At 63.5% G+C, this 24834-nt stretch carries 22 protein-coding genes, 1 tRNA gene, 1 pseudogene and 1 riboswitch; of the genes and pseudogenes, 12 read left to right on the forward strand and 12 right to left on the reverse strand.

Annotated features, from left to right (window positions below):
* On the forward strand, positions 1-821 hold an 821-nt coding region (locus tag HMPREF2734_RS11850), incomplete at its 5' end, for an Abi family protein (protein ID WP_210384757.1).
* On the opposite strand, the gene HMPREF2734_RS09625 is transcribed toward HMPREF2734_RS11850, so the two are convergent.
* Positions 818-1558 carry a class I SAM-dependent methyltransferase gene (locus tag HMPREF2734_RS09625; RefSeq protein ID WP_070570653.1) on the reverse strand — a complete coding sequence of 247 codons (741 nt, stop codon included), beginning with the start codon at positions 1556-1558 and terminating at the stop codon, positions 818-820. The genes HMPREF2734_RS11850 and HMPREF2734_RS09625 overlap by 4 nt on opposite strands.
* A 44-nt stretch (positions 1559-1602) precedes the next feature.
* On the opposite strand from HMPREF2734_RS09625, the gene HMPREF2734_RS09630 reads away from it, so the two are divergent.
* From HMPREF2734_RS09630 to HMPREF2734_RS09640, 3 genes are read left to right on the forward strand one after another with little or no spacing between them, the layout of a single operon-like run.
* Positions 1603-1893, forward strand: coding sequence for a type II toxin-antitoxin system Phd/YefM family antitoxin (locus tag HMPREF2734_RS09630; protein WP_070423309.1), 291 nt, complete (start codon positions 1603-1605; stop codon positions 1891-1893).
* 1 nt (position 1894) lies between these two features.
* On the forward strand, positions 1895-2278 hold the full coding sequence (locus HMPREF2734_RS09635) for a type II toxin-antitoxin system VapC family toxin (protein ID WP_070423308.1): 384 nt from the start codon (positions 1895-1897) through the stop codon (positions 2276-2278).
* The gene (locus HMPREF2734_RS09640; RefSeq protein WP_070570654.1) at positions 2275-3339 is read left to right on the forward strand and encodes a glycosyltransferase family 4 protein; all 1065 of its coding nucleotides are present in this window, start codon (positions 2275-2277) and stop codon (positions 3337-3339) included. Before HMPREF2734_RS09635 ends, HMPREF2734_RS09640 begins: the two co-directional genes overlap by 4 nt.
* Here HMPREF2734_RS09640 and HMPREF2734_RS09645 read toward each other — a convergent pair.
* The 4 genes from HMPREF2734_RS09645 to HMPREF2734_RS09660 form a co-directional block, all read right to left on the reverse strand.
* Positions 3336-3788, reverse strand: a complete 453-nt coding sequence (locus HMPREF2734_RS09645) for a DIP1984 family protein (protein ID WP_070482232.1) — start codon at positions 3786-3788, stop codon at positions 3336-3338. The genes HMPREF2734_RS09640 and HMPREF2734_RS09645 overlap by 4 nt on opposite strands.
* Positions 3789-4128: 340 nt before the next feature.
* Positions 4129-4371: a three-helix bundle dimerization domain-containing protein gene (locus tag HMPREF2734_RS09650; RefSeq protein ID WP_246816816.1), complete on the reverse strand. Its 243-nt coding sequence runs from the start codon at positions 4369-4371 to the stop codon at positions 4129-4131.
* Positions 4372-4476: 105 nt separating this feature from the next.
* Complete coding sequence (locus tag HMPREF2734_RS09655; protein ID WP_070570656.1) at positions 4477-5847, reverse strand: MmpA family trehalose lipid delivery protein; 1371 nt, start codon at positions 5845-5847, stop codon at positions 4477-4479.
* Positions 5831-6478 carry a porin PorA family protein gene (locus HMPREF2734_RS09660; RefSeq protein WP_070570657.1) on the reverse strand — a complete coding sequence of 216 codons (648 nt, stop codon included), beginning with the start codon at positions 6476-6478 and terminating at the stop codon, positions 5831-5833. Before HMPREF2734_RS09660 ends, HMPREF2734_RS09655 begins: the two co-directional genes overlap by 17 nt.
* Before the next feature lie 37 nt (positions 6479-6515).
* Here HMPREF2734_RS09660 and HMPREF2734_RS09665 point away from each other — a divergent pair, with 37 nt between their 5' ends.
* Positions 6516-7571, forward strand: coding sequence for an acyltransferase family protein (locus HMPREF2734_RS09665; protein ID WP_246816817.1), 1056 nt, complete (start codon positions 6516-6518; stop codon positions 7569-7571).
* Here HMPREF2734_RS09665 and HMPREF2734_RS09670 read toward each other — a convergent pair.
* Complete coding sequence (locus tag HMPREF2734_RS09670; RefSeq protein ID WP_070570659.1) at positions 7478-10375, reverse strand: alpha-(1->3)-arabinofuranosyltransferase domain-containing protein; 2898 nt, start codon at positions 10373-10375, stop codon at positions 7478-7480. The genes HMPREF2734_RS09665 and HMPREF2734_RS09670 overlap by 94 nt on opposite strands.
* A gap of 6 nt (positions 10376-10381) precedes the next feature.
* Positions 10382-10588, reverse strand: a complete 207-nt coding sequence (locus tag HMPREF2734_RS09675; RefSeq protein WP_070570727.1) for a DUF2613 domain-containing protein — start codon at positions 10586-10588, stop codon at positions 10382-10384.
* Between the two features lie 67 nt (positions 10589-10655).
* On the opposite strand from HMPREF2734_RS09675, the gene HMPREF2734_RS09680 reads away from it, so the two are divergent.
* From HMPREF2734_RS09680 to HMPREF2734_RS09690, 3 genes are all read left to right on the forward strand, one after another.
* Positions 10656-11858: a glycoside hydrolase family 3 N-terminal domain-containing protein gene (locus HMPREF2734_RS09680; RefSeq protein ID WP_070570660.1), complete on the forward strand. Its 1203-nt coding sequence runs from the start codon at positions 10656-10658 to the stop codon at positions 11856-11858.
* Between the two features lie 159 nt (positions 11859-12017).
* Entirely contained in the window at positions 12018-13589 is a 1572-nt protein-coding gene (locus HMPREF2734_RS09685; protein WP_083308150.1) for a VanW family protein, read from the forward strand.
* Positions 13590-13647: 58 nt separating this feature from the next.
* Positions 13648-13769: riboswitch (SAM riboswitch) on the forward strand.
* 13 nt (positions 13770-13782) lie between these two features.
* Positions 13783-14343, forward strand: a complete 561-nt coding sequence (locus tag HMPREF2734_RS09690) for a hypothetical protein (RefSeq protein WP_141750468.1) — start codon at positions 13783-13785, stop codon at positions 14341-14343.
* Between the two features lie 5 nt (positions 14344-14348).
* Here the strand turns inward: HMPREF2734_RS09690 and rhuM are convergent.
* Positions 14349-15431, reverse strand: a pseudogene (gene rhuM / locus HMPREF2734_RS09695) (RhuM family protein).
* Between the two features lie 187 nt (positions 15432-15618).
* On the opposite strand from rhuM, the gene HMPREF2734_RS09700 reads away from it, so the two are divergent.
* Positions 15619-16812 carry an IS481 family transposase gene (locus HMPREF2734_RS09700; protein ID WP_070570731.1) on the forward strand — a complete coding sequence of 398 codons (1194 nt, stop codon included), beginning with the start codon at positions 15619-15621 and terminating at the stop codon, positions 16810-16812.
* Between the two features lie 93 nt (positions 16813-16905).
* Here HMPREF2734_RS09700 and HMPREF2734_RS09705 read toward each other — a convergent pair.
* A tRNA-Gly gene (locus tag HMPREF2734_RS09705) sits at positions 16906-16979 on the reverse strand.
* A gap of 74 nt (positions 16980-17053) precedes the next feature.
* Here HMPREF2734_RS09705 and dcd point away from each other — a divergent pair.
* The 3 genes from dcd (at position 17054) to HMPREF2734_RS09720 (ending at position 20743) form a co-directional block, all read left to right on the forward strand.
* Positions 17054-17617 (forward strand): dCTP deaminase, encoded by a 564-nt coding sequence (gene dcd / locus HMPREF2734_RS09710; protein ID WP_070570662.1) that lies wholly within the window; start codon positions 17054-17056, stop codon positions 17615-17617.
* 199 nt (positions 17618-17816) lie between these two features.
* Positions 17817-19151 carry a UDP-glucose dehydrogenase family protein gene (locus HMPREF2734_RS09715; RefSeq protein ID WP_070570733.1) on the forward strand — a complete coding sequence of 445 codons (1335 nt, stop codon included), beginning with the start codon at positions 17817-17819 and terminating at the stop codon, positions 19149-19151.
* A gap of 56 nt (positions 19152-19207) precedes the next feature.
* Complete coding sequence (locus tag HMPREF2734_RS09720; protein ID WP_246816818.1) at positions 19208-20743, forward strand: FMN-binding glutamate synthase family protein; 1536 nt, start codon at positions 19208-19210, stop codon at positions 20741-20743.
* A 176-nt stretch (positions 20744-20919) separates the two neighbouring features.
* Here the strand turns inward: HMPREF2734_RS09720 and HMPREF2734_RS09725 are convergent, their stop codons facing one another.
* The 3 genes from HMPREF2734_RS09725 to HMPREF2734_RS09735 form a co-directional block, all read right to left on the reverse strand.
* Positions 20920-22443 (reverse strand): ABC-F family ATP-binding cassette domain-containing protein, encoded by a 1524-nt coding sequence (locus HMPREF2734_RS09725; protein ID WP_070570735.1) that lies wholly within the window; start codon positions 22441-22443, stop codon positions 20920-20922.
* A 495-nt stretch (positions 22444-22938) separates the two neighbouring features.
* On the reverse strand, positions 22939-24180 hold the full coding sequence (locus HMPREF2734_RS09730; protein WP_070570665.1) for a pyridoxal phosphate-dependent aminotransferase: 1242 nt from the start codon (positions 24178-24180) through the stop codon (positions 22939-22941).
* Positions 24181-24202: 22 nt separating this feature from the next.
* Positions 24203-24832, reverse strand: a complete 630-nt coding sequence (locus HMPREF2734_RS09735; RefSeq protein WP_070570667.1) for a DUF1707 SHOCT-like domain-containing protein — start codon at positions 24830-24832, stop codon at positions 24203-24205.
* Positions 24833-24834: the final 2 nt, after the last annotated feature.

Below are 24834 nucleotides of genomic sequence, written 5' to 3' on the forward strand. Positions count from 1 at the left end.
AACGATTCCGGACACACATTTTGTCGCTTAACCCTGAAATGCTTGGGGGATTGAGTGACGCTCGTGTTCGGTCATACCGCATGGTTATTGTGGGAGAGACTGGGAGAAGCGCGGACAGCATCTCTGATCGCTCAGTTCAATCCTTGTATCTGTGGCAAAGTGCAATTGCTTCGGCTTGGTATGAGGCGCTTTCGGTCTTCGAGCCTGTGCTGAGAAATCGTATTGACGCATCTTTAAGGTCGTGGAACCAAGCGCAAAGCAGTACTGAAGATTGGCTTGAGAACCCGGCTCGTCCACTTAGAAAAGTAGTGGAGCGCATGGCAACGGACGCACGGAATGCAGCGGAACGTAGCGCTCGGCGCAGACCTCGGAATCATCCCCGATTTAAGGCTCCGGTGACATTGGATGACAGGGTTTCGCAGCTCTCGTTTGGGAATCTAAGTGCTCTTTTCCCGTTGCATCCGCCGGCCAATCGTGCGGATTTCGCGACAGGATTTTCAGCAAAAGAGAATCTTTGGATTCATGCACTGGTGAGTGGTTTCCCAGGGTTGACATCGAAGCTTGTTGAAAGGCACCGCTCGAGCATTTCACCTCCAGTTCCCGCCCAAGTTGAGGATGGGTATGCGGTGGCGGTTGCTTTAGAACAGTTGCGTCGGCTCCGGAACCGTGTAAGCCACCAGGAACAGATTCTTAACGTTGACCACCAGGAACGGTTGACGGACATGTATGCCTTGGCGCATGCAATGTCTCCCCAAACACTCGGTGTGATGAAGAAGATGGATCGAATACAGCGCACTCTGCTGTTGAGGCCCCAGTATTAGCCGCGCAGGACGAGGACGAGGTTTGAGACGGCGAACTCGCGCAGCACCGGCACGCGGGTGACCCACCACGCCCACGCTGGGTGGTAGCGGGGGAAGGCGGCGGCGAGGCGTCCGGTGGCTTCGGCCCATTCGAGGCCTTCGCGTGCGGAGACGGCGAAGAGTGTTTCGCCGAAGCGGTTCTTCGGTTCGTGCCCGTGCACTTTTGCGTATCGACGACGCGCGTACTCCCCGCCTACGTAGTGCTGCCACAGGCCTGTCTCGTGCCCGCCGAATGGCCCGAGCCACACCGTGTAGCTGAGCACCACAAGCCCGCCGGGTTTGGCTACGCGTAGCATTTCTTCGCCCATGGTCTGCCAGTTCGGGATGTGCTCGGCGACGTTGGAGGAGTACACGACGTCGAAGGAGTCGTCGGCAAATGGCAGGGCTGCGCCGTCGCCGCGTACGGAGCCAAACCCGGACAGGCCGGCGGCGGACATTTCGGAGACGCTGGGTTCGAGGCCGACGTAGAAGCAGTCGGCGAATTCTTCGGCGAAGTAGCCGGGTCCGCCGCCGACGTCGAGGACGGAGTGGTTGGTGATGGGGGGTAGGGAAAGGTCGTTGGCGAGGGCGTCGATAAGCATGCGCGTATCGCGCGCGAGGGAGGAGTAGAACACGCGCGGGCGGAACTGCTCGTAGGGGAACGAGCGCAGCAGCCGCAGTGAGCGGCGGAGCGTGGCCATCCGGCGGGTGTGGTGCATTCGCGCAATGTTAGCACTGTAGCAACCGTGCTACGCTTCGGCGTATGGCACATCCGGAATCGGACGAATCGCTGGTGGAGCGCAGGATCTCCCAGCGCGAGCTGCGCAATGATTCGGCGAAGATCCTGCGTGAGGTGCGTTCAGGGTGCAGTTTCGTGGTGACGAACAACGGCGAGCCGGTCGGGCGCCTGATGCCTCTCGACGACCCGCAGCCACGCCTGGCCATTACCCGTCCGGCGACCCGGGTGGGTGGTTGGCTCGACCTTCCGGTACCGCAGGTGGAGGGCGAGTCGCTGGCGGATGCGCTCGACGATATGCGCGCGGACAGGTACTGACATGCGCAGGGTGTACGCCGACACGTCGGCGATGGGCTGTCTGCTCAAGTTGGAGCCGCACACGCACGCGATGCGGCTGTGGCTCGAGGCAGGCGAATACGAGGTGGTGTCGTCGGACTTGTTGGAGATTGAGCTGCGGCGCTTGGCGGTGCGCCTCGGCCGGCCGCAGGGGGAGGCCACGATGATCTTGCGGGGAATTTCGATCGCGGAACTTGGCCGAGGGACGCTGCGGGCTGCGAGTATGTTGCCGATGCCGTATTTGCGTACGTTGGATGCGATTCACTTACAGGCTGCGTTGGATGTGGAGGCGGATGCGGTGTTGACGTACGACGACAGGCTCGCCGAGGCCGCCCGTGAAGTTGGGCTCGAGGTCATTGCGCCGTGAAGGTGTTGTTGTTGTGTTGGCGCGACTCCACCCACCCGCAGGGCGGCGGTTCGGAGCGCTATCTCGAGCGTGTCGGGGAGTACTTGGCGGCCCAGGGCCACGAGGTGGTGTATCGGACGGCGAAGCATACGGATGCGCCGCGGCGGTCGCGCCGTAACGGGGTGCGCTACGAGCGTGCCGGCGGGAAGTTCAGCGTGTACCTGGCGGCGCCCTTTTCTATCTGGCGTAACCGGCCGGATGTGGTGGTGGATACGCAGAACGGCATTCCGTTTTTCGCCCGCTTGTTTACGCGCAGGCCGGTGGTGTTGCTGACGCATCATTGTCATAAGGAGCAGTGGCCGGTGGCGGGTCCGGTCATTGGCCGGTTGGGGTGGTTTTTGGAGTCGAAGGTGGCGCCGCGGGTGTATCGGGGGGCGCGGTATGTGACGGTGTCGGAGGCGTCGAGAAGCGATTTGGTGGCGCTTGGCGTGCGCGAGGGTGACATCGAGATCGTGGAGAATGGCGTGGATCCGGTGCCTGCGCATGTGCCCTCGCTTTACGACGACCACCGCACCCACCTGCTCACCCTCTCTCGGCTGGTGCCGCACAAGCGGATCGAGGAGGCGATCGACGCCGCGGCGCGGATTCCGGGCGCGGTGCTGGATGTGGTCGGTTCGGGCTGGTGGGAGGACGAGCTGCGGGCCTACGCGCAGGGCCGTGGCGATGTGGTGTTCCACGGGCACGTCTCCGAGCCGTACAAGCACGCGTTGCTGGAACGCGCGGATGTGCACCTGTTGCCGTCGCGGAAGGAAGGCTGGGGTATTGCGGTGATTGAGGCCGCGCAGCATGGGGTGCCCACGGTGGCGTACGCGTCGGCGGGCGGGGTGGCGGATTCGATCCGCGACGGCGAAACTGGCCGCCTCGTCCAGGATGGGGACGACTTCGCCGAGGCAACCCGAGAAACACTTGAGCGCCGCGCCAGCATGGCCGAGAATGCCAAGCGTTGGGCGCAGCGCTTTTCGTGGGAGGAGACCGGCCGTAGGTTCGCGGCCGTGCTCGCGGGAGTTACTGGCAGAACTTAGATGAGCTGGGTGGTCCAGTTCAGCTGTTGGATCTTGGTGTCCAGTTCGCGGTAGGCCTTGGAGGCGTTGTCGGCCATCTCGCGGAGCGATTTGACGTCGATGGTGGGCACGAAGCGCACCTCGGAGCGGGAGTAGCGGGCGTTAGTCATGGTGCCGGCGTCGGCAACTGCGGCGTAGAGGCGGCGGGAGCGCAGGAGGGCGTCGCGGCGCGCGATGGCGTCGGTAAGCGTGGCGCCTTCGAAGGCGGTCTGCGCGTTGGTGTGGTTGATGCGGCGCACTAGCGTCTCAATCTCTTGGAGCAGCTCGGCGGCTTCCTTGAGCAGTTCGGCTGGGTCCTCGACGGGCGTGTCGCCTTCCTGGATCATGGCGCCCTGGACGAGGCGTTCCTGCAGTTTGTTCAGGCGGTCTTGCGCCTCGGCGCGGCGTGCGAGTGCTTCTGCGAGCAGCATGGGTGCCTCCTTGTAAGTTCTGTCCCCGTTCCCAACCCTCACGAAAGTGTCCGGGTCACCCCCAACGTCGTGGTAGTAAATAGTGCTCGGTGCAACCCTGTGGTGGGGGTTGTGCCCGTGTGCGTCGTGCAGGCCGCATGCGTTGTGCGTGTGAACGGAATCGAACCGCTTCAGCCTTGATACGGCCACAAGGCGCCGGTGTGTGCTCCCTTTTCCCCGGGCGCGTGGGGTTGACGTTCGCTGGGTGCCGGTGTGCTTTCGCTACCGACAGTGTTAAGTGTCGAACATAGCAAAACGCCCAACCGTTGCAAAGGGGTTGGGCGTTGGGTTTTGCTGTGAGTTATGCGGCGGCCTGTGGGAAGAGTTCGCCGTCGCGGAGTCGGTCGCGCATTTCTGCTTCGACGAGGACGGGGATGAAGTCTTCGACGGTTGCGGTGCGCTTGTGGTTGCGGACGACGGCGTCGAAGGCGTCGTTGATCTCGAGTGCGTCGTACTGTCCGGCGAACTCGGCGAGCAGGTCCTCGCGGATGTTACGCAGGGCGCGCTCGCGGATGATGCTGAAATCGATGTTGTTGTTGGCCACGGCTATACCTCCTTGATTCTGCGGTGCGTAACCTTTTGTTCATCTGGAGTTCACTTTAACCGCACAACACAATTCATGCAAGCTTTCAATCATGGGAGGTTCCAACTATCGGTTGCGGCGCAGCGTTGCTGGCACCGCGAGCCACAGTGCGAACAGTGCGATTCCCGCAGGTGGCAGCGGATTCGGAGCCGCTTGCGTATCGACGACCCGCCCATCCGAACGCACCACCACCCCGATACCCATCTCGCGCAGCGCATCGGTGTCGTCGATGGCCGCTTGGGCGGCGACCCAGCGTGGTGATGGAGGGTCTACGACGACGCCGTCGACGGTCAGCGCGCCGGATTCGACCACGTTCATGGCTTTGGGGGCGGGGTCGACGGTGGGGTGGTCGTCGATAAGCGTGAGCGTCGGGCGGGATTCAAAGAGGACGTCGCGGCCGTGGTGGTTGATGGCGGGGATCTCGACGGTGGTGGGGGTGAGTGCGGCGACGGCGACGGGCGCGTCGGGGACCTGCAGGAGTGCGAAGGTGGCAGCGGCGAGCGCGCGGCGGGGACTCAAGGCGCCGGCGGCGGTGACTAGGGCGGGGATGGTGAGGATGAGCCACTTTTGGCCGTCGCGAAGCAGGCCGGCCCCGGGGACATGCGCGACCACCGGCCCCAGCAGGCCCGCCCAGGACGCGAGCGCGATGCAGAAGCCGACCCCGGCGAGCACGAGTAGGCGGCGGGGCACCTCGCGCCAGGCCAGCGCGAGCAGCACGAACAGCGCGATGCCGAACAGGGCGAAGCCGGCCTCGCGGGAGGCGGGCACGGCGTGAGCGTTCCAGATTCCGCCAAGGCCTACGAGCGCGCCGAGGGTGCCGGTGAGCCCTTCGGCGCGCGGGGCGAACACCTCGGCGGACACGGCCGATGAGGTGCCGCCCGCCCCGGCGAAGATGCCTGCGACGACCCACGGCGCGCAGGTCAGCGCGGTGGTCAGAGGGCTGCGGGCCACGCACGCGGCGGCGATGGCGCCGGTCGGTGTCAGTGACGCCAGCCAGTGCGCAAGCCCGGACATCGGGTGCACACCCAACGCCACCAGGGGCAGCAGCCAGGCCGCGGCGGCAAGCGACCACTGTCCCTGCAGCAGCCGTTCTACGACGAACGGGTTCCATACCGCCACCGTCATCGCCGCCGCTTGGCCAAGTGGAGTGCGGCCGAGTTTCCACCCCGCCCACGCGGCGGCCGCGGCGGCGGACACCATGAACACACGCAGGAACAACACCGGATACGGCAGGACGCCAAGCAGGGCGTCTTGGGGGACGTTGCGGGCGGGCAGGTCACCCCACCCCAACGAGGCGCGGGTGAGTTCCATCGCGTCGAAGACCAGCATGTCCCGCAGCGCGAACGCTTCACCGGGGACAAGAAACGGCCAGGTCAGCGCCAGAACCAGCAGGGCGCCATAGACCGGCGCCCACCACCTTTTAGCGGCGGCGCGCATAGGCCACCAGGCCAGCAATGAACGCCGCGGCCGCGATGAAGCGGGTGAGCACCGCCATGACTTGCAGGCCACGCAGCCAGGCCACGTCGCGGCGCGCGGCGTCGACAGCTGCTGCCTTGGTCTCCTCCGCAAGCACCCACTGCTCGGGCGGGCAGTCCCAGATCTCGTCGAGGATGCGGCCGGTGCGGCGTTCCGCGTCGACGGTGCGCACGCAATCGTTGGACAACGCAGCGGTGTACTTGTAGGTCTGCATGCCACGCACGTTGCCGGGACCTAAGTAATCCATGGGGACGTCTTGGCCGGAGGTGGTGTCGAACAGCGGGTAGGTGCGCCGTTCCGGCTGGTAGGGCAGCAGCGGGCCGAGCCCGGCGCGGCCTTTGGCGGGGAAGGCGGGGGAGGGGTCGATGAGAAAACTGTCTACGACATCGCCGTCGACGGTTACCTCAGCCAGCATGGATTTGGGCTGTTTGGTCAGGGTGACGGTGCGGGAGCGGGCGTCGTCGAAAAGCATGGTGTACTCGCCGGGCTGCAGGGTGCGCTGCTGTGCAATCACGATGGGGGAGGCGATGTTCAGCGCGGCGCAGACGACAATGATGCCCAGGCAGATGGCTAATCGACGACGCAGGTTCACCCGCCTAACCCTACCGGGCGACTAGACTTTGCCCATCGTGAATCCAAGACCCGCTGTGTTGCCCGAGCTCGACGGCCTGCGCGCCGTGGCCGCGTACGGCATTGTGGCCACGCACGTTGCGTTTCAGACGGGGACCGGCTCGGCGGTGTTGGAGCGCTTCGACTACTTCGTGGCGGTGTTTTTCGCGCTGTCGGCGTTTTTGTTGGCGCGCGGTGGGATGCGGCCGGGCTACTACTCGCGGCGTGTTGCTCGCCTGGTGCCGGCGTATGTGGTGTGCGTGGCGGTGGTGCTGCTTGCGCTGCCGCCGCTCGCGGGGGTCAGCGCAACGCAGGTGGTGGCGAATGTGCTGTTGGTGCAGGTCTACGTGCCGCACGCGCTTATCGACGGCCTCACCCAAATGTGGTCCCTATGCATCGAAGTCGCCTTCTACCTCGTGTTGCCGCTGTACCTGCGGCTGGGTGCGCGGGGCCGGTACGTGGCGCTGGCGGTCGCGGTGGCGCTCGGGTTCGTGTGGCCGTGGGCGGTCTCGGGCATTGCGGACCCGGCGGTGCTGAACCTGCAGATCTGGCCGCCGTCGTATGCGCTGTGGTTTGCGGTCGGGTTGGTGCTCGCCGAATTGGAGCGCGCCGGGGTGCGCTACGCAGGACCCCGCTGGCCGTTCGTGGTGTTGGCACTGCCGGTGGCGTGGGTGGCGGGCGTGATCGGCCCGCGCGGCCTGGAGCACCCGAGCCCGCTGGAGTTCAACGTGCGGATAGTCCTCGGCGCGGTGTTCGCCGCCCTGCTCGTGGCGCCCTTTGCGCTGGGGCAGAGGTTTGAGGGGACGGTGCTGTCGTCGAAAAGTATGCGCACACTCGGCCACTGGTCCTACTCGGTGTTTTTGTGGCACATGGCGGTGCTGTACTTCGTGTTCCCCATACTCGGCGTGCCCATGTTTTCGGGGCACTTCTTGCTGATCTTTGCGACGACCACCCTGCTGAGCACCGCCGTTTCCTACATCTCTTACGAACTGGTGGAGGTACCCGGCGCGCGGCTGATCAGGCAGGCCACGGCGAAGCAGGCGGCGAGGATGAGGAAGGTCGACGAGCCGGCGTAGTTCGCCGCCGGCCAGGGCGCACGTGCAAGCACGAGCCCACACACGGTCATGGTGGCGGCGGCCAGGTGCGGCATCGGGATCACGGTGAAGCGGCGCACCAGCCACGCGAGTACGACGGCGGCCGCGCCGGGCAGGGGTGCCACGGCGATGACGGCCAGGCCCGGCAGCCAGTTCGCGCCGGGTGGGGGAGTGAAGCGCTCGAAGTGGCGCCACGGCACCCACAGGCAGCGGGCGGTGACCAGCAGGCTCAGCAGGGTGCCGGCGACGAGCGAGTACTGGTAGGCGCCGTCGCCGGTGAAGAACATTTCAAACTCGCCGTCAGCGTGTTCGGGGACGCGGAACGCCTGGGCGTTGGCGTCGATACGCATGGGCTCGAGCGGGACGCCGCCGAGGGTGGCGCGCAGGCCTTCGTTGAACGCGCGGGTGGTCAGGATCATGCGCTCGCCGGTGTGGTTGGGCAGCGGCGCGCGCGAGAGCATGACGGTTTCGGCGCGGGTGGCAATCTCATGTGTACCGGCCGCGAGGAACACGCGGCCGACGTGGCGCTCACCGTCGATCGTCGCAGGTTGAGAGAGCGTCCATTCGCTGTCCACGGCGGTGGTGAAGCGGCGCTGGATCACGTCAGTGGCAGGGAAGCGGCGTTGGAAGAAGTAGCGGTCCGCGGTGCCCTCCACCTGGACGACGCGCGTGACGCCCACGTCGAGCTCGCGGATGCCCACGGGTTCGGTCAAGCGCACGATGGTGGCGTCGCCGCGGGTCAGGCGGCGCGGCTGGTCCTTGACCAGGGTGACGTCGCGGCAATTGTCGTGCCCGTCGCAGAGTTGCACGGTGGTGTCCGCGGTGGCGGTGAGCGAAATCTGAGGCTGCTGAGTCTGAAACTCGATCCAAGCGTCGCGGTCGCCGGGCGCAGGCCACCAGGCTGTCTCATCCAAGCCGTCGAAGGCGGCGGTGATCGACTTCGCAGGGTCCGGACCACCGAAAGCACCGGCATCCGCGCGTGACGACGACACCCGCACCTCACCATCTTGTGCGACCCCAACACGCGTGCCCGCGGACGGGTAGTCCTTGACGCGGTTGCGCACGGTGGTGTCCTCGGATTCGTCGGCAAGGTGGCCCGATTGCCCGTGGATGGTGCCGTAGTTGCGCACCGCCAGCGCCGGGGTATCGGTGACGATGTCGGGGGCCTCGCCGGTCAGGCGCGCCGGGAAGTAGCCGAGTTCGCGCCACAACAGCGCGAGGACCTCACCGCCGCCGTCGACGGCAATCGGCGCGCGGTCGGTGTCCATGATGTCCGCGTGTGGGTCCAGCAGGAAGATATCCACCTCCCCAAAGCTCGCGTCCGGCTCGCCCAGGTTCGGCGTGACGGGCTGGCGCTCCAGGTCGCGGCGCACCACCACCGCGCCCACGCCGATAGAGCGCAGCGCCTGCTGATCTGCGACCGCCACCTGGCCGTCCAGCCCACGAATCGCCTCCGGATCCACCAGCGGCACCGCATCGCGGAAGGCAAAGCGCGTGCTGGTCAGGGCCTGGATCGGCTCGTCGCGCGTCCACCCCCAATGCTGGCGCGCAAAGGACGACGCCGGCACCACCAGCGTGCGCGTGCCCGCGGCGTGCTCCTCCAACCACTCGCCTGCCGCCACCCAGTCCTCGGAGACCTCCGACCAGGTGCCCTCCGGCAGCAGGCGCAACGACCACGCGGGCGCGAGCGCCACCGCAGCCGCCAACGCCACCCCAACCACCTGCGGGCGACGCACCGTTGATGCCACGAACCCCACCCCGAGCACCAACGGCAGTCGGACCAGTGGGTCGAACTTGTGGAGGTTGCGCAAGGGGGCGAGGGCGTCGTCGTAAAGCGGTGCAAGCATTGGCGAGGACCCCAACACCACAAACCCCACCACAAACACAACAAGCAGCGGCCCGCGCCACGGCATGTCGCGCCGCGCCAAGCCCGCCAGACCGAACGCGGCGATCAGGCAGGTGGCGATGATGAACACCGGCTCCGCAACCAACAGGTGGCCTGCGACGCGCTCCGTGTCCACGAACGGAGTCCAACTGGTGGTGCCACGCAGGATCTCCACCGGGTTGAGCCACGCAGTGGTCACATGCGCGGACTCGATGAAGTCTGTAAACGGCGGCGAATACATGCCCAGCACCAGAAGCGGGCCGATCCACCACGCCGACACCAACATCGCACCCAGTGTGAAGCGTGCAGCCTCGCGGAAGCGGCGCAGCGCCACCAGCAGCACAAACGCCGGCAGGCACGCCGCGATGGTCGCCGTCGCGTTGACCGCACCCATGCACGCCACCGCCACCACCGCCGGCGCCACCTGCGGGCGACGCTGCACCAGCGGCACCAACGTCCACGGCACCAGCGCCACCGGCCAGGCCTCCGAAGAAATCGCCGTCAGCGTGGTCAAAATCCTTGGGCTCAGCGCGTACAGCAACGCCGCACACACCGGCGGCCACGTACCCGTGATCCCGATGCGCCGCGCCAGCACCAACGTGCCGGAATACGCCACACCCAGCAGCAACGCCCACCACGCACGCTGCGTCAACCAATCCGGCAACCACCCAAACAACCAGAAAAACGCGCCCTGCGGAAACAGATACCCGTACGCCTGGTTCTGCACCTGCCCCAGCGGAAACTCATCCGTGTACGCGTGCGTCGCCCGCGCCAAAAACCGCGCCGGGTTGGCAACGAGATCAAACTTGGTGTCGGCCGCCACCTGCCCTGGCGGCTGCGCCAGCGCAAGCAGGGTCAGGACCAGCCACCCAAGAACATGGGCGCTTCTCGACGACCCCACCCAGCCCTACTTCCGCGAACCGTACTCCGGCCCGCCAAGCACCGCATCATCAGCGGAAACGGCCGTATTCTCCGGCACCGTCGATTGGCCCGACGCTGCCGCAATACCGAGCACACCAACCACGCCGAGCACAATGCCAACGACAGCGCTCGCCACGACAGGGGACGCGGCGTGGCGCTTCAGCGGCTCTGGTAGGACAACGACGTGGGACATGTCGGAAAAGGCTACCAGCAGCGAGTAGAGTAAGGGCGTTTTCACACGCAATACAGGGGTCAATCACATGCGGAATCGAGCCTTCGGCGCACGCGCAGCGCACGCCACGCGTGCCGTTGCGCTTGCCGCGTGCGTTGCGCTTGCCGGATGTGGAGCCCCCGAGCCCGCGGAGGAAGCCACCCCGACCCCAGAAGCGGTGACGGCGCCGTCGACGGTGCGGGAGGGTGGGGTCGTCGATAAGCAAGAAGCTCCTGCACTGTTAAGCCCCGCGCAACAACGCGTGCCCGAGGACCTACGGGCGCGAGTGGCGTCGCTGATGGTGGTTGGCGCGGCGAACTACGAGCAGGCGCGGGTGGCGCTCGACCAGGGTGTCGGCGGGCTGATCATTCCGAGCTGGGCGGACCCGCGGCTGCTCACTGAACCGGGCCGCAACATCAATGCGCTGCGGGAACAGTACGAGAGGCCGTTTTCCGTCGCCATCGATTTTGAGGGCGGCCGGGTGCAACGGCACACCAACGTGCTCGGCGAGTTCATGCCGCCGCGCGCGCTGGCCGGCACCCCGCCGGAGGTCATCCGCGGCACCGGTTGGGACATCGGCCGCTCCCTGCGCGCGCACGGCATCAACGTGGACTACGCGCCGCTGCTGGACCTCGACGTGACCGACCTGGACATCGTCGGCGACCGCGCCTTCCACGGCGACCCGGCCGAAGTCGTGCGGGTTGCCACGCTGTTCTCCCAGGGGCTCACCGACGCCCAGGTCACGCCCACGTTCAAACACTTCCCCGGCCACGGGCGCGCCTCCGGCGACACGCACCACCAACTCGCCGTCACCCCGCCGCTGAACCAGGTCCGCGACCTAGACATGCGCCCCTACGGCCCGCTGCTGACGCAGTTCCCGCGCGCCAGCGTCATGATGGGCCACATGATCGTGCCGGGCCTTGGCCCCGACGGCGTGCCCAGCTCCATGAACCCCGAGGCCTACCGCGTGCTGCGCGAGGGCGACTACCCCGGCGGAGTGCCCTTCAACGGGGTCGTGGTCACCGATGACCTGTCCGGCATGCGCGGCATCCTCGATTACGCGCCCACCCGCGACGCCGTCGCCCGCGCCATCGCCTCCGGCGCCGACCAGGCGCTGTGGTCCACGGGTAAGGATCTGCCCGCCATCATCGACCACGTCGTGTGGTGCGTGAACAACGGCTACATCGCCGAAGACCGCATCGATGAGGCAGCCACCCGCGTGCAGCAATTGCTTATCGACGACAACCTCTAACCCGCTTTTTCAAACATCTGCATTACCCTTGTTTGGGTGACTACGGTGAAGGCAACCTCGCACAAGGCGAGCAGCAAGGGACGCGGCGGCAAGATCGCGCTCGGTGTGCTGCTCGGCATCCTCGCCATCGCGCTTGCTGTGTACCTGGCGGATCTGGCGATGCACCGCGGCAACGTCCCGCGCGGGACCACCGTCGGCGGCGTGAACATCGGTGCGATGAAGCCGGACGAGGCTCGCGCGAAGCTCGAGGGTGAACTCGGCAGCGCTGCTGACACAACCGTCGAGGTCCGCGCCGGCGACAAGACGTCCACGTTCGTGCCCGCGAAGTCCGGCCTGGACATCGACTACCAGGCCACCGTGGACGCCGCCGGCATCGAAACCGCCAACCCGATCTCGCGCCTGCGCGGCCTGTTCACCACCCACGAGATCGACGCGGTTCCGCTTATCGACGACACCGCCCTGAACCGCACCCTCGACCGCATCAGCGACGAACTGCACTTCGACCCCACCGACGGCACCATCCGCGTCGAAGCCGGCAAGGCCGAGACCACCAAGCCGATCAACGGCCAGAAGGTCGAGCGCGACCTGCTGCGCGAGGAGACCACCACCGGCTGGCTCAACCCGGACGGCATCGATGTGGATCCGACCTCCGTGCCGCCCGCCATCGACGACGCTGTGATGAGCGCCGCCATGGACGGCCCCGTGCGCGCCGCCTTGGACGGCCCGCTGACCGTGACCGGTCGCGATGATCACAAGGCCGCTATCCCGCAGGAGCGGCTTGGCGAGGTGGTCAGCTTCCCCAACGTCGACGGCAAGATCGCCCCGAAGGTGAACGTCGAAGCCGCGCAAGCCATCCTGGCCGAGCAGCTCGCCGAGACCGAAGTGGAAATGCAAAACGCCCGCGTACTCACCGGCGGCGGCGTCGAACCCTCCGTCGACGGCACCGCTGTGGACTGGGAAAAAACCCTCGCCGGCTTCAACGACCGCGTCCTCGGATCCAAGGGGCGTTCCTGGGACGCCGACTACAAGCCGGTGCCCGCGGACTTCACCACCGAAGAAGCGAACAACGCCACCTTCAACGAAGTGGTCGGCTCGTTTACCACCGGCGGCTACTCGGGTGCTTCCGGCACCAACATCGCCCTGGTGGCCAACACGGTCAACGGCGCGATTGTGAACCCGGGGGAGACGTTCTCCCTCAACGGCTACACCGGCCCCCGCGGCACCGCCCAGGGCTACGTCGAATCCGGCATCATCCTCAACGGGCGTGCCGACACCGCCGTCGGCGGCGGCATTTCCCAGTTCGCCACCACCCTGTACAACGCGGCCTACTTCGCCGGCATGACCGACGTCGCCCACACCCCGCACTCCTACTACATCTCCCGCTATCCGGCCGGCCGCGAAGCCACCGTGTACGAAGGCGCCATCGACCTGCAGTTCCGCAACGACAGCCCCTACCCGGTGCGCATCGCCACCAACGTCGGCGGCGGCCAACTCACCGTCAGCCTCATGGGCGTGAATACGGTCAACGTGCAGTCCATCAACGGCGGCCGCTGGGCCCAGACCAGCCCGCAGCCGGTCAACGTGTCCGGCCCGAACTGCTCGCCGTCCGGCGGCGCACCCGGGTTCACCACCTCGGATACCCGCATTATCTACGACCTCGCCGGCAACGAACTCTCCCGTGAAACCCAGACCACCGTCTACGACCCGCAGCCCATCGTCCGCTGCGGGTAGGGGAGCGGGTACCGCACCACTTGACACTAGACCGCTTGGTCTATATTGTGTCGTTTTGGATCAAGAAATCTGACGGATAAGGCCCCTCGGCTCGTCGATTAGCAACCGCGCTCATCGCGCACGGTGCTCCCGAGGGAAGATCCGCCGGCACGCGCAACCGCCGCGCCGGAAGAGCGATATTTCAAGGAGCACCATGTCTTTTGGCATGCCCACCGACTGGACCCCAGCCACCCTCAGCAGCATGGACGGGCTGACCTTTGCGTTTACGCTTGATGAGACGGGTGAGGTGGTCGTCGCAAAGTTTGATAGCGCTGCGCAGGGCCACGAATTCGTCGCCAACACCGGCGCGACATTCGAATACTCGCCAAGCGCCGCCGCCGTACGCGTTGGCGATGACGCCGTCCCCTTCCCCAAACGCCCCGCCACCCGCCGCACCTGCACCTACCGCGAATGCGACCAACGCACCCGCGGCCACAACCAGCACTACATTCCCGTGCTGCGCGCCATGAACCAAAAATTCTGCTGGTTCCCCATCGACATCCTCGCCCACGACGGCACCACGCTCACATTCCGCGTGAGCACACCACTTGGCGACGACACCATCACCGCCCACAACCACAACCCCGAAGACCTCGCACTCGCGCAGGAATACAACCCAGACTGGAAGATCCTGCGCTACACGGTTGATGGTGGCGGCTACCGCGCCATCCTGCTGTCGGATAAGCCCGTCACGGCGTGCACGACGGAAGCGTGAGGGGTTTAAGACTCCTCGTCCGGGATGTCTGTTACGCGGGGTGTTAAACGGGCTCGGTCTGCAAGAATCCGGCGGTCAATCTGCTTCATGGTCTCGACCAGTTTTGCGTCAGCTTCGGCTAGATTGTCGGATTCCCGACCAGCATTAAATAGCTCGTAGCGTTCTTTGGCTAGTCTGTTGGCCTCTTCGCGCGAGATTCTTCCGCGATCCTTCAACGGCTCGAAGCCATTGAATTCAATAAACGAATCGGTATTCTCCAACCAATCCTTCATGTAGATAGGGCTTCTCATACGAGTCTGGAGGTCTGCATATTCCAAAAACTAGGAAACTAGCAGGTTGAGTGTGGTGAGCTCGGAATTTGTTAGATAGTTTTTTGCGGTGGTTACATCACCTTTCCTTACCACTTTCCCCTTGAAAGTGGATAACCCCAGGTTGTCGGCTCCGGGGTCGCAACGTGTCGCAATGATTTCTGAAGCAGTTTGACCGGTAACTGCGTAATGGAGTTTGTCCTGAATCCAGCTGAAAATCCCGCGTGTTTTGGGGCTATCTTTGTTGTAGTCCGTAGCAAGCGCGACAATGTCTCGTAGTCTGAGGTAGAGGCGAGCTTCGGAGGATCGAATATCCCGGATTCGCGCGAGTAGCTCGTCGAAATAATCGGTTCCGCGGGGGTCTTTGAGCTTTTCGTCGTTGAGGACGAAACCTTTTCTCAAATACTCCTGGAGTATTTCACTGGCCCAGCGTCGGAACTGATTTCCTCTTGGTCCTTTAACTCGGTAGCCGACAGCAACAATCGCATCCAGATTGTAATGTTTGAGTGTTCGCGAAACATCGCGATCTCCTTCAGATCGAACTATTTGAATTTCTTTAATAGTTCGATCCCTGCTCAGCTCGTTTTCGGCGTAGATATTCTTGAGGTGAATGCTCACGCTTGCCGGAGATATATCAAAGAGATCTGCGACTTCACTTTGAGTCATCCATACTGATTTGTCGACAACTCGCAGATGGACTTCCGTTAATCCGTCCTCGGTCTGGTAGATGACAAACTCGCCGTGATCCGTCGAGTCTAATTTGACCGTCCGCTGATCCATTTCGCCCCCAAAAATAACCAGTGCCTTGGAGCCGGCGACGGTGTCCGAAGTCACGACATATTTGACGGGGTGTGCCTGCGAGGGCAGTCCTGATACTTGACAGGTGAGTCGCGACAAAGTTGACACTTAGGGTTACCTCAGCCGTGTCGGTGACGCTTGACCGGTGAGTCGGGACATGTTTGACATCATGAACAGTCCCAACCGCAACCTTGCCATTGTCAGAGCCGTCAGAGACCAAGGTGCGACACCCACCAACGTCGCCAAACGCTTCGGCATCTCACGCCAACGAGTCCACCAGATCCTCAACGCCTACGACGCAGGCGGCGCCGAAGCAATCGCACCGAAATCACGTGCACCTCACACCCACCCACACGCGGTACCGGACGCGTTACGAAACGAAATCATCGACATCCGCAAGCAACTCACCCGGCACGGACTTGACGCCGGACCCGAAACCATCGCCTACCACCTCGAACAAGCCGGCAAACGTGCCCCTTCAACCTCAACGATTCGCCGCATCCTCACCAACGAAGGCCTAATTACCCCACAGCCGAGGAAAAGGCCGAAAAACTCCTACATCCGCTTCGAAGCCGCAATGCCCAACGAATGCTGGCAAGCTGATATCACCAACCTCTACCTTGCCGACAACACACGAGTAGAAGTCCTCGACTTCCTCGACGACCACTCGCGATACCTGCTGTCAATCACCGCAGCTGCCGCATTCTCAGGCACCACCGTCGCTGCCGAACTGGGCCGTCTGATTGACCAATACGGCCCACCAGCATCCACACTGACGGATAACGGCATGGTCTTTACCACCCGTCTTGCCGGGTGTAAGGGCGGGCGAAACGCGTTCGAAAAGACACTCGCCGCACACAAAATCCAACAGAAAAACGGACGGCCAGGCCACCCCCAAACCCAAGGAAAAATCGAACGATTCCACCAAACCCTCAAAAAATGGATCAAAGCCCGACCCCCAGCACAAACCATCGACGAGCTGCAACAACTCCTCAACGAATTTCGCCAATACTACAACTGCACACGCCCCCACCGAGCCCTAGGCAGACGCACCCCGCAACAGGCATACACCACCGGAGTTAAAGCCACGCCCAACGACAACCCCAAAGAAGAATGGCGCACCCGAAACGACACCGTCGACAAAAACGGCAAAGTCACCGTGCGCTATGCCGGCAAACTCTTCCATCTCGGCATCGGACGCGCCTACAAACACAAGAAAATCCTGATGGTCATCACCGACAACCACATCATCACATCACTCGCCGAAACCGGAGAGGTCATCACCGAGCACTACATCGATACCGCCCGCGACTACCAAAAGGCCTACTGGAAACACGGCGACCCACCACTTCACGCCGAATGAACAAAACCGGCACCCCAGAACAAAAACAACTGGGATGCCGGTCCGTCCAGCATGTCGCGACTCATCCGTCAAGCATGACGCGACTCATGACATTGGAGCCGGCGACGGGAATCGAACCCGCACTCTCAGCTTGGGAAGCTGATGTTCTACCACTAAACTACGCCGGCAGCTTTTACGACTTTAGCACTGCAGGAACCGGCTCCAAAAACCGGGCAAGGGGTGGGGAAGTACACTCTGTGTCGTGCTGCTTTCAGATCACGACATTCGCGAATCCATTGACTCCGGCCACCTCGGCATCGACCCCTTCGATCCGTCGATGGTCCAACCGAGTTCGGTTGACGTGCGCCTGGATAAGTTCTTCCGAGTCTTTAATAACTCGAAGTACACGCACATCGATCCGAAGCTGGAAATGCCGGATCTGACGACGCTCGTCGAGGTTGCCGACGACGACGCGTTCGTCCTCCACCCCGGCGAGTTCGTCCTCGCCTCCACCCTGGAGTGCTTCACGCTGCCCGCCGACCTGGCCGGCCGCCTCGAGGGCAAGTCCTCGCTGGGCCGTCTGGGATTGCTGACCCACTCCACCGCGGGTTTCATCGATCCGGGCTTCTCTGGGCACATCACGCTGGAACTGTCCAACGTGGCCAACCTGCCGATCATGCTGTGGCCCGGCATGAAGGTCGGCCAACTCGCGCTGTTCAAGATGACCTCCCCGGCTGACACTCCGTACGGCTCGGGTGCGCTCGGCTCGAAGTACCAGGGCCAGCGCGGCCCGACACCGTCGAAGGCGTATCTGAACTTTCAGTAGGGCTGGTGGTGCATCGTCTAGCTAGACGGTCCGAACTGCTAGACGATCCACCCGCCTTGTCTGCGTTTCCCCAGGTCATGTTGAAGATGGTTTGCAATACGGTGCGAATCGTCTAGCAGCCTGCCGAGGGAACTAGACGATCAACCCCACCACCGCGCTCACCCTGCAGTGCCAACACCGCCACGGCATAATGGCCACCATGCGACTGACTGTGATCGGCACTGGTTATCTTGGCGCGACGCATGCGGCGTGCATGGCGGAGTTGGGCCACGAGGTGCTCGGCGTCGACGTGGATGAGCACAAGATCGAGGCGCTGAAGAACTCCAAGGTGCCGTTCTACGAGCCGGGCCTGCCGGAAGTGCTGGAGCGCAACATCGACGCAGGTCGCCTCAGCTTTACGACGAATTACGACGAGGCCGCCAACTTCGCCAACGTGCACTTCATCGGGGTGGGCACGCCGCAGCAGCGCGGGTCGTATGCGGCGGATACGCGCTTTGTCGAGGCGGTTATCGACGACCTCGTGCCCAAACTGCACGGTCACCACGTCATCCTGGGCAAGTCCACGGTCCCGGTTGGCACTGCAGCGGCACTGCAGGAACGCGCCGATAACCTCACCCAGGACGGCGCGACCGTGGAGATCGCCTGGAACCCGGAGTTTCTGCGTGAGGGATACGCCGTCAAGGACACGATCGAGCCGGACCGGATCGTTCTCGGTGTGCGAGGCGCAAGCGCCACGCACGGAGAAAGCCAAGCCGAAGCCGTCGCCCGCGAGATTTACGCCAAACCGCTGGCCAACGGCACCCCGTTTATCGTCACCGACCTGCAGACGGCGGAGTTGGTGAAGGTGTCGGCGAACGCGTTTTTGGCCACGAAGATCTCGTTTATCAACGCGGTGAGCGAGGTCTGCGAGATCGTCGGCGCAGACGTGACCCAACTCGCAGACGCGATTGGTTACGACGACCGCATCGGCCGCAAATTCCTCGGCGCCGGCCTCGGCTTCGGCGGGGGCTGCCTGCCGAAGGACATCCGTGCGTTCATGGCGCGCGCCGGCGAGGTTGGCGCCGACCAGGCGCTGACCTTCCTGCGCGAGGTGGATGCGATCAACATGCGACGCCGCCAGCGCGTGGTCGACATGGCACGCGAGGAACTCGGCAGCCTGATCGGCCGCAACATCACGGTGCTGGGTGCAGCGTTTAAGCCGAACTCGGACGACGTGCGCGACTCGCCAGCCCTTGCCGTGGCGGGCCAACTCTCCCTGGCCGGCGCGAACGTCACCGTCTTCGACCCGCAGGCGATGGACAACGCCCGCAAGGTCTTCCCAACCCTGGACTACGCCGACACGCTCGAAGAGGCGCTGCGCGGCGCGGAGCTGACCATCCTCGCTACCGAATGGGGGCAGTTTAGGGAGATGGATCCGGAGTGGGTTGCTGGGGTCGTCGAAAAGCAATTGCTTATCGACGCCCGAAACGTCCTGGACGTACAACAATGGCGCAACGCCGGATGGGAAATGCGGGCGCTCGGACGCACCCTCTAGTCGACGAAACCGCGTGCCTGTCAACAACTACAGATTATTAAGGCATGATGGGGCGCATGCCTAAGGACAAGTCAGGAAACTTTGCCAAGGTCGCCCTCGGCAGCGTCGCAGCGGCGTTGGGCGGCGTGGCCATCCACGACCTCACTCAGACCAAAAACCCGGTCCTGCGCAACTACCCCGTACTCGGGCACATGCGCACCCTGCTCACCGATATCGGCCCCGAACTGCGCCAATACTTCATCGAGCGCGACTGGGACGGCCGCCCCTTCAACCGCGACCAGCGAAACGCAATTTACGAACGCGCAAAGGGCATGCAAAGCGAAACGTCCTTCGGCACCGTCCAGGACGTCTACGCCACCAACCACGAACACCTCGTACATACGCTCGCGCCTGTCGACGAACCCTCCGAACCGCCCCGCACCCTCATCGGCGGCAAGGACTGCACCCAGCCGTACTCCATCTCCATGCTGAACGTGTCCTCCATGAGCTTCGGCTCCCTGTCCAAAAACGCCGTACGCTCCCTGAACAAAGGCGCAGCCATGGGCGGCTTCGCCCACAACACCGGCGAAGGCGGCATCTCCCCTTACCACAAGGAATTCGGCGGCGACCTCGTCTGGCAAATGGGTACCGGCTACTTCGGCGCCCGCACCCACGACGGCGACTTCGACCCCGCTAAGTTCCGCGACCGCGCCGCCGACGACCAGGTCAAGATGGTCGAACTGAAAGTCAGCCAGGGCGCCAAGCCGGGCATCGGTGGCGTGCTGCCAGCCGACAAGATCACCAAAGAAGTCTCCGAAATCCGCGACGTGCCCATGGGCAAGGACTGCATCAGCCCCGCAGCCCACCGCGTGTTCAGCACCCCTGTCGAGTTGATCGAGTTCATCGCGAAGATGCGCGAGCTGTCCGGCGGTAAACCGGCGGGGTTCAAGTTGTGTGTGTCGAGTCGTCGAGAAGTGCTTGCCATTTGCAAGGCCATCCGCGAGGTCGGCACCGCACCCGACTTCATCGTCGTCGACGGCTCCGAAGGCGGCACCGGCGCCGCCCCCATCGACTTCGAAGACCACATGGGCATGCCACTGACCCACGGCCTGATGACCGTGCACAACGCACTCGTCGGCACCGGCCTGCGCGACCAAATCAAACTCGGCGCATCCGGCAAAGTCGCCGGCGGCTCCGACATCGTCATGCGCATGATCCAAGGCGCCGACTACACCAACTCCGCCCGCGCCATGATGATGGCCGTCGGCTGCATCCAGGCACAACGCTGCCACACCGGCGAATGCCCCACCGGCGTGGCTACCCAAGACCCGCGCCGCAACCGCGCCGTCGTGGTCAAGGACAAGTCCGAAGCGGTGTACAACTACCACAAGACCACCGTCAACACCGCCGTGCGCCTCATGGCCTCCATGGGCGTCACCGACCCGGCCGATCTCACCCCCGAGATGCTGCGCCGCAACATCTCCCCAACCGAGTCCCGCTCCTACGCCTCCATCTACGAATGGCTGCGCCCAGGCCAGCTGCTCGAAGACCCGCCGTCATCCTGGGCACAGGAGTGGAAGGCCGCGTCGCCGGATACCTTCCGTCCGGTGTAGGTGGGGTGCTACGCCCGTAGCAGGCGGGCATGCAAAATAGTTCCCGGTTTCAGTGCGAAACTGGGAACTTTCTTGCCTCAACGGCGTGCTGACCTGGGGGAATGCCGGTGAGGAGAGGTCGAAGACCCCAAATAGTTCCCGGACGGGGAACTATTTTGCGGGAGCTGCAGGGGCCATCAGGTCAGATCATCGATGGAAACTTCCCTGTCAAGGTTCATACGCTCACAGAAGTCTTCGTCGTGGCTGACGAGAAGAACCGCACCTGCATAACTCTCAAGAGCGGAGACAAGCCAGTTCACGGTTGAGATATCGATGTTGTTGGTGGGCTCGTCGAGAAGCAATAGCTGCGGAGCAGGCGACGAAAGAAGAACGCGGGCAAACTCAACGCGGAAACGCTCACCACCCGAAAGCGTTCCAATAGGCGCGTGCACAGTCTCATTCTGAAACAACAGTTGCGCGAGTTGGTCCCGAATATACTGCGGGTCAGCAGACGCGTTGGCCTCCGAGACCAATTCCAAAACTGACCGGTTGGGGTCAAGAACAATGCGTTGCCGGAGGTACCCCACATTCCTAATCACATACCCCGCGCTACCGTCTGCAACAGAGTTGAGCAGGGTCGTCTTTCCGCTGCCGTTCGGCCCAGTGATCCGGACACGCTCGGGGCCCACAACAGTGAGCCCTGGGATTTCCATAACACGGGTTCCGTTCGGAAGCGCCGTACCGGGAAGCTCAATGAACACATGTTGATCGTCGCGAACCTTGTCTTGCGCGTGCCGATACGCAGCGAGAGACGACTCCACAGACTCGGCATGAGCCGCACCACGCCGAGCAGCAGTCTTCTCAGACCGATCCTTGTCCAGCCCCATCGCCATACCAGGTTTGCGTTTGTTAGCCGCGAACTTCTTTCCGCGACGAGCGTCCCGGGCAATGCGAGTTTGCATCGCCTCACGCTCCCGAACCTGCCTACTGTGAACCGCCTTCTTGTCCCGCACCTCCCGCATCGCTGCGTCCTGTTCGCTGGCCAGAGTTTCGCGGTAGGCGGAGTAGTTGCCGGGGAAAAGACGTAGCTTCCCGTCGTGAAGTTCTGCAATTTCGTCCACGGAATCCAACAAGTCGCGATCGTGGCTCACCACAATTGCAGGAACAGTGGATTTGGAAAGAGAATGGATCAGCTGGGCTTTTGCTTCCGAATCGAGGTTGTTTGTTGGCTCGTCCATCACGATGAAATCGGGGTTGTCAGACATGAGCGCAGCTAGTGCAACACGAACAGCCTCTCCACCGGACATGGTGGACAGCGGCCTGTCCAAGTTGAGCGGGAGGCCGTGAGCGGACAGCACAGCCTGAGTCTCTTCAGCAGCATCCCACCGGTCGCCAATAAGCTCGAACAATTCGGGATTGAACTGGCCACCTTCGACGGCGTTGATTGCCTCGATGATTTCGGTAACCCCAAAGACGTCCGAAACCGTAGTGTCCGGTTGCAGTCCAAGATCCTGAGGTAGGTAAGCGATTTTCAACGGGCGTTCGACCGAACCCGTGCTCGGCTGTAGCTCGCCGAGAATGACCCTGATCAGAGTCGTTTTTCCGGAACCGTTATCGCCGATCAAGCCGGTCAAGTGACTTGAAAATATGGCATTCAAGTCCGAGAAGCAGGAGGTTCCGTTAGGCCACTCGAGGGAGACGTTATTTAGGGAAATAGGCATGCTCATTCAACTTTCTGTTTCGTGTTAGGCGGAAACACGGAACATGAGCACGGCCTACTCCTTCCTCCGGGGACAATTCCTCGTCGATACTATGGCAGTGCCTGTTGGGGGTCAAGGGGTTTGTGCTGCTGTAAGTCGGGGTAGGTGTCGGCCACTCACAACCCCTCGCGGCTGACAGATTGCGGCGGAATGTGTCAGCGACCGGCATCGCGCCTGGTCAGAAATTGGCCCTGACAGATTTTGTGGAATGTGTCAGGAAACGCGCCTTAACGCCCGTAGCCGGCGGGCGTGCAAAATAGTTCCCGGCCTCAGGGCGAAACCGGGAACTATTTTGTCTCAACGGCGTGCCGACCTGGGGGAATGCCGGCGAGAAAGGGTCGAAGCCCCCAAATAGTTCCCCGGCCGGGAACTATTTTCGGAAAGGGGCGCCGGAAGGGGAGGCACCGGCAGGAAGCGGCGCCCAACCGCCAACCGCCAACCAACCGCCAACAACCCCTAGTGCTGGTGGTAGTCCGCCAGGAAGTTGCCGAGGCGCTCGATGGCGTTTTCCAACTGGGACGCCCACGGCAGGGTGACCACGCGGAAGTGGTCGGGGGTGGGGTAGTTGAAGCCGGTGCCTTGGACCATGAGGATCTTCTCGGATTTGAGGAGGTCGAGCATGAATCGTTCGTCGTCGTGGATGTTGTACATTTCGGCGTCGATTTTGGGGAAGCAGTACAACGCACCCTTGGGTTCGACGACGGAGATGCCGGGGATCTCGCGCAGTTTGCGGACGGCGATGTCGCGCTGTTTGCGTAGGCGGCCGCCGGCGCCGGTGAGCTCGTAGATGGACTGGCGGCCGCCCAAGGCGACCTGGATGGCGTGTTGGCCGGGCACGTTGGCGCACAGGCGGGTACCCGACAACAGATCAAGCCCTTCGATGAATCCCTTGGCGCGGCGGCGCGGGCCGGTTACGACCATCCATCCGGCGCGGTACCCGCAGACACGGTACGCCTTGGACAGGCCGTTGAAGGTGATGCAGAGGAGGTCGGGGGCGACTTCGGCCATGGAGATGTGCTTGGCGTCGTCGTAAAGTACGCGGTCGTAGATTTCGTCGGCAAGGACCATGAGCTCGTGCTCGCGGGCGATGTCGGCGATGCCTTCTAGGATCTCGCGGGAGTAGACGGCGCCGGTGGGGTTGTTGGGGTTGATGACCACGATCGCTTTGGTGCGCGGCGTGACCTTCTCCCGAATGTCTTCCAGGGACGGGTTCCAGTTGTCCTCTTCGTCGCAACGGTAGTGGACGACGTTGCCGCCGGCGAGCGTGGAGGCGGCGGTCCACAGCGGGTAGTCGGGGGCGGGGATGAGGATTTCGTCGCCGTCGTTGAGCAGGGCTTGGGTGACCATGCTGATCAGTTCGGACACGCCGTTGCCGAGGTAGACGTCGTCGATGTCGAAGTGCGGGAAGTCTTCGATCATTTCGTAGCGGGTGACCACTGCGCGGCGGGCGGAGGTGATGCCTTTGGAGGTGGTGTAGCCCTGGGAGGTGGGCAGGTTGGCGATCATGTCGCGCATGATCACGTCGGGCGCCTCGAAACCGAACACGGCGGGGTTGCCGGTGTTGAGTTTCAAAATGGTGTGCCCGTCACGTTCCATCTGCTCGGCGGTGGCGGTGACGGGGCCGCGGATGTCGTAGAAGACGTTCTTGAGTTTTTCCGCCTGGTCGAAGTGGCGGTGCGGTTTCAGTGGCTCGCTCATGGGTTACCACTGTAGGCCGGGTCTACTTCCGGCGGAAGCGATTGACGGTGTCTTGCGCGATGTTGAGTGCGTCGTTGGTCATTTGGTTGATTTGGTCTTTGCGTTGCGCGCGCATGAGGGCCTGCTGGTGGACCTGGGCGGCTTCGATTTCGAGTTGGCGGCGTTTGATTTCTTGGCGGCGCTGTTGTTCGAGTTGGCGCAGGCTGGGGGTGTACCAGGAGTCGGGCCCAACCTTCATTACGTAGAGCAGGATGAACAGGGTGGGGATGAGCAGGATCGACAGGCCGGACAGCGCAGTTGATCCCGCGGCTCCGAAGATGCTCACCAGGCCGATGGAGCCGATGGTGCCGAGCCAGAACACGCCGGCGCGGGTGCGGCGCCCGGAGCGGCGTGCCTGCATGATTTCGGCTTGGCTGTACAGGACCGCATCGTCGGACACTTGCTTATCGACGACCCCACCGCCCCGGCCCGTCGGCAAATCCCCCAAAATCGGCTGCAGGTCCTGCTGCGTTTGGGCCTCGGCGACGGCTTGGCACCGGTTGTCAAACTCGGCCATGTCCAACCGGCCTTCGCCGAGCGCGCGGCCGAGGATGTCCATGGCGTCCATGCGCTCTTGGTCGCCGATGCGGAAGTTGCCGTAAGGGGTGCTCATGG

Origin of the sequence: Corynebacterium sp. HMSC055D05, from assembly GCF_001810365.1 — a bacterium.
Classification (GTDB): Bacteria; Actinomycetota; Actinomycetes; order Mycobacteriales; family Mycobacteriaceae; genus Corynebacterium; species Corynebacterium coyleae.

What these genes read in the sequence shown, in the direction of transcription:
- HMPREF2734_RS09720 (WP_246816818.1), top strand. Translation starts at nt 19,208, where the DNA reads ATGCCTAAGGACAAGTCAGGAAACTTTGCCAAGGTCGCCCTCGGCAGC.
- HMPREF2734_RS09685 (WP_083308150.1), top strand. Translation starts at nt 12,018, where the DNA reads ATGCACCGCGGCAACGTCCCGCGCGGGACCACCGTCGGCGGCGTGAAC.
- HMPREF2734_RS09690 (WP_141750468.1), top strand. Translation starts at nt 13,783, where the DNA reads ATGTCTTTTGGCATGCCCACCGACTGGACCCCAGCCACCCTCAGCAGC.
- HMPREF2734_RS09735 (WP_070570667.1), bottom strand. Translation starts at nt 24,832, where the DNA reads ATGAGCACCCCTTACGGCAACTTCCGCATCGGCGACCAAGAGCGCATG.
- HMPREF2734_RS09655 (WP_070570656.1), bottom strand. Translation starts at nt 5,847, where the DNA reads ATGCGCGCCGCCGCTAAAAGGTGGTGGGCGCCGGTCTATGGCGCCCTG.
- HMPREF2734_RS09625 (WP_070570653.1), bottom strand. Translation starts at nt 1,558, where the DNA reads ATGCACCACACCCGCCGGATGGCCACGCTCCGCCGCTCACTGCGGCTG.
- HMPREF2734_RS09630 (WP_070423309.1), top strand. Translation starts at nt 1,603, where the DNA reads ATGGCACATCCGGAATCGGACGAATCGCTGGTGGAGCGCAGGATCTCC.
- HMPREF2734_RS09675 (WP_070570727.1), bottom strand. Translation starts at nt 10,588, where the DNA reads ATGTCCCACGTCGTTGTCCTACCAGAGCCGCTGAAGCGCCACGCCGCG.
- HMPREF2734_RS09730 (WP_070570665.1), bottom strand. Translation starts at nt 24,180, where the DNA reads ATGAGCGAGCCACTGAAACCGCACCGCCACTTCGACCAGGCGGAAAAA.
- HMPREF2734_RS09700 (WP_070570731.1), top strand. Translation starts at nt 15,619, where the DNA reads ATGAACAGTCCCAACCGCAACCTTGCCATTGTCAGAGCCGTCAGAGAC.
- HMPREF2734_RS09680 (WP_070570660.1), top strand. Translation starts at nt 10,656, where the DNA reads ATGCGGAATCGAGCCTTCGGCGCACGCGCAGCGCACGCCACGCGTGCC.
- HMPREF2734_RS09645 (WP_070482232.1), bottom strand. Translation starts at nt 3,788, where the DNA reads ATGCTGCTCGCAGAAGCACTCGCACGCCGCGCCGAGGCGCAAGACCGC.
- HMPREF2734_RS09635 (WP_070423308.1), top strand. Translation starts at nt 1,895, where the DNA reads ATGCGCAGGGTGTACGCCGACACGTCGGCGATGGGCTGTCTGCTCAAG.
- HMPREF2734_RS09725 (WP_070570735.1), bottom strand. Translation starts at nt 22,443, where the DNA reads ATGCCTATTTCCCTAAATAACGTCTCCCTCGAGTGGCCTAACGGAACC.
- HMPREF2734_RS09715 (WP_070570733.1), top strand. Translation starts at nt 17,817, where the DNA reads ATGCGACTGACTGTGATCGGCACTGGTTATCTTGGCGCGACGCATGCG.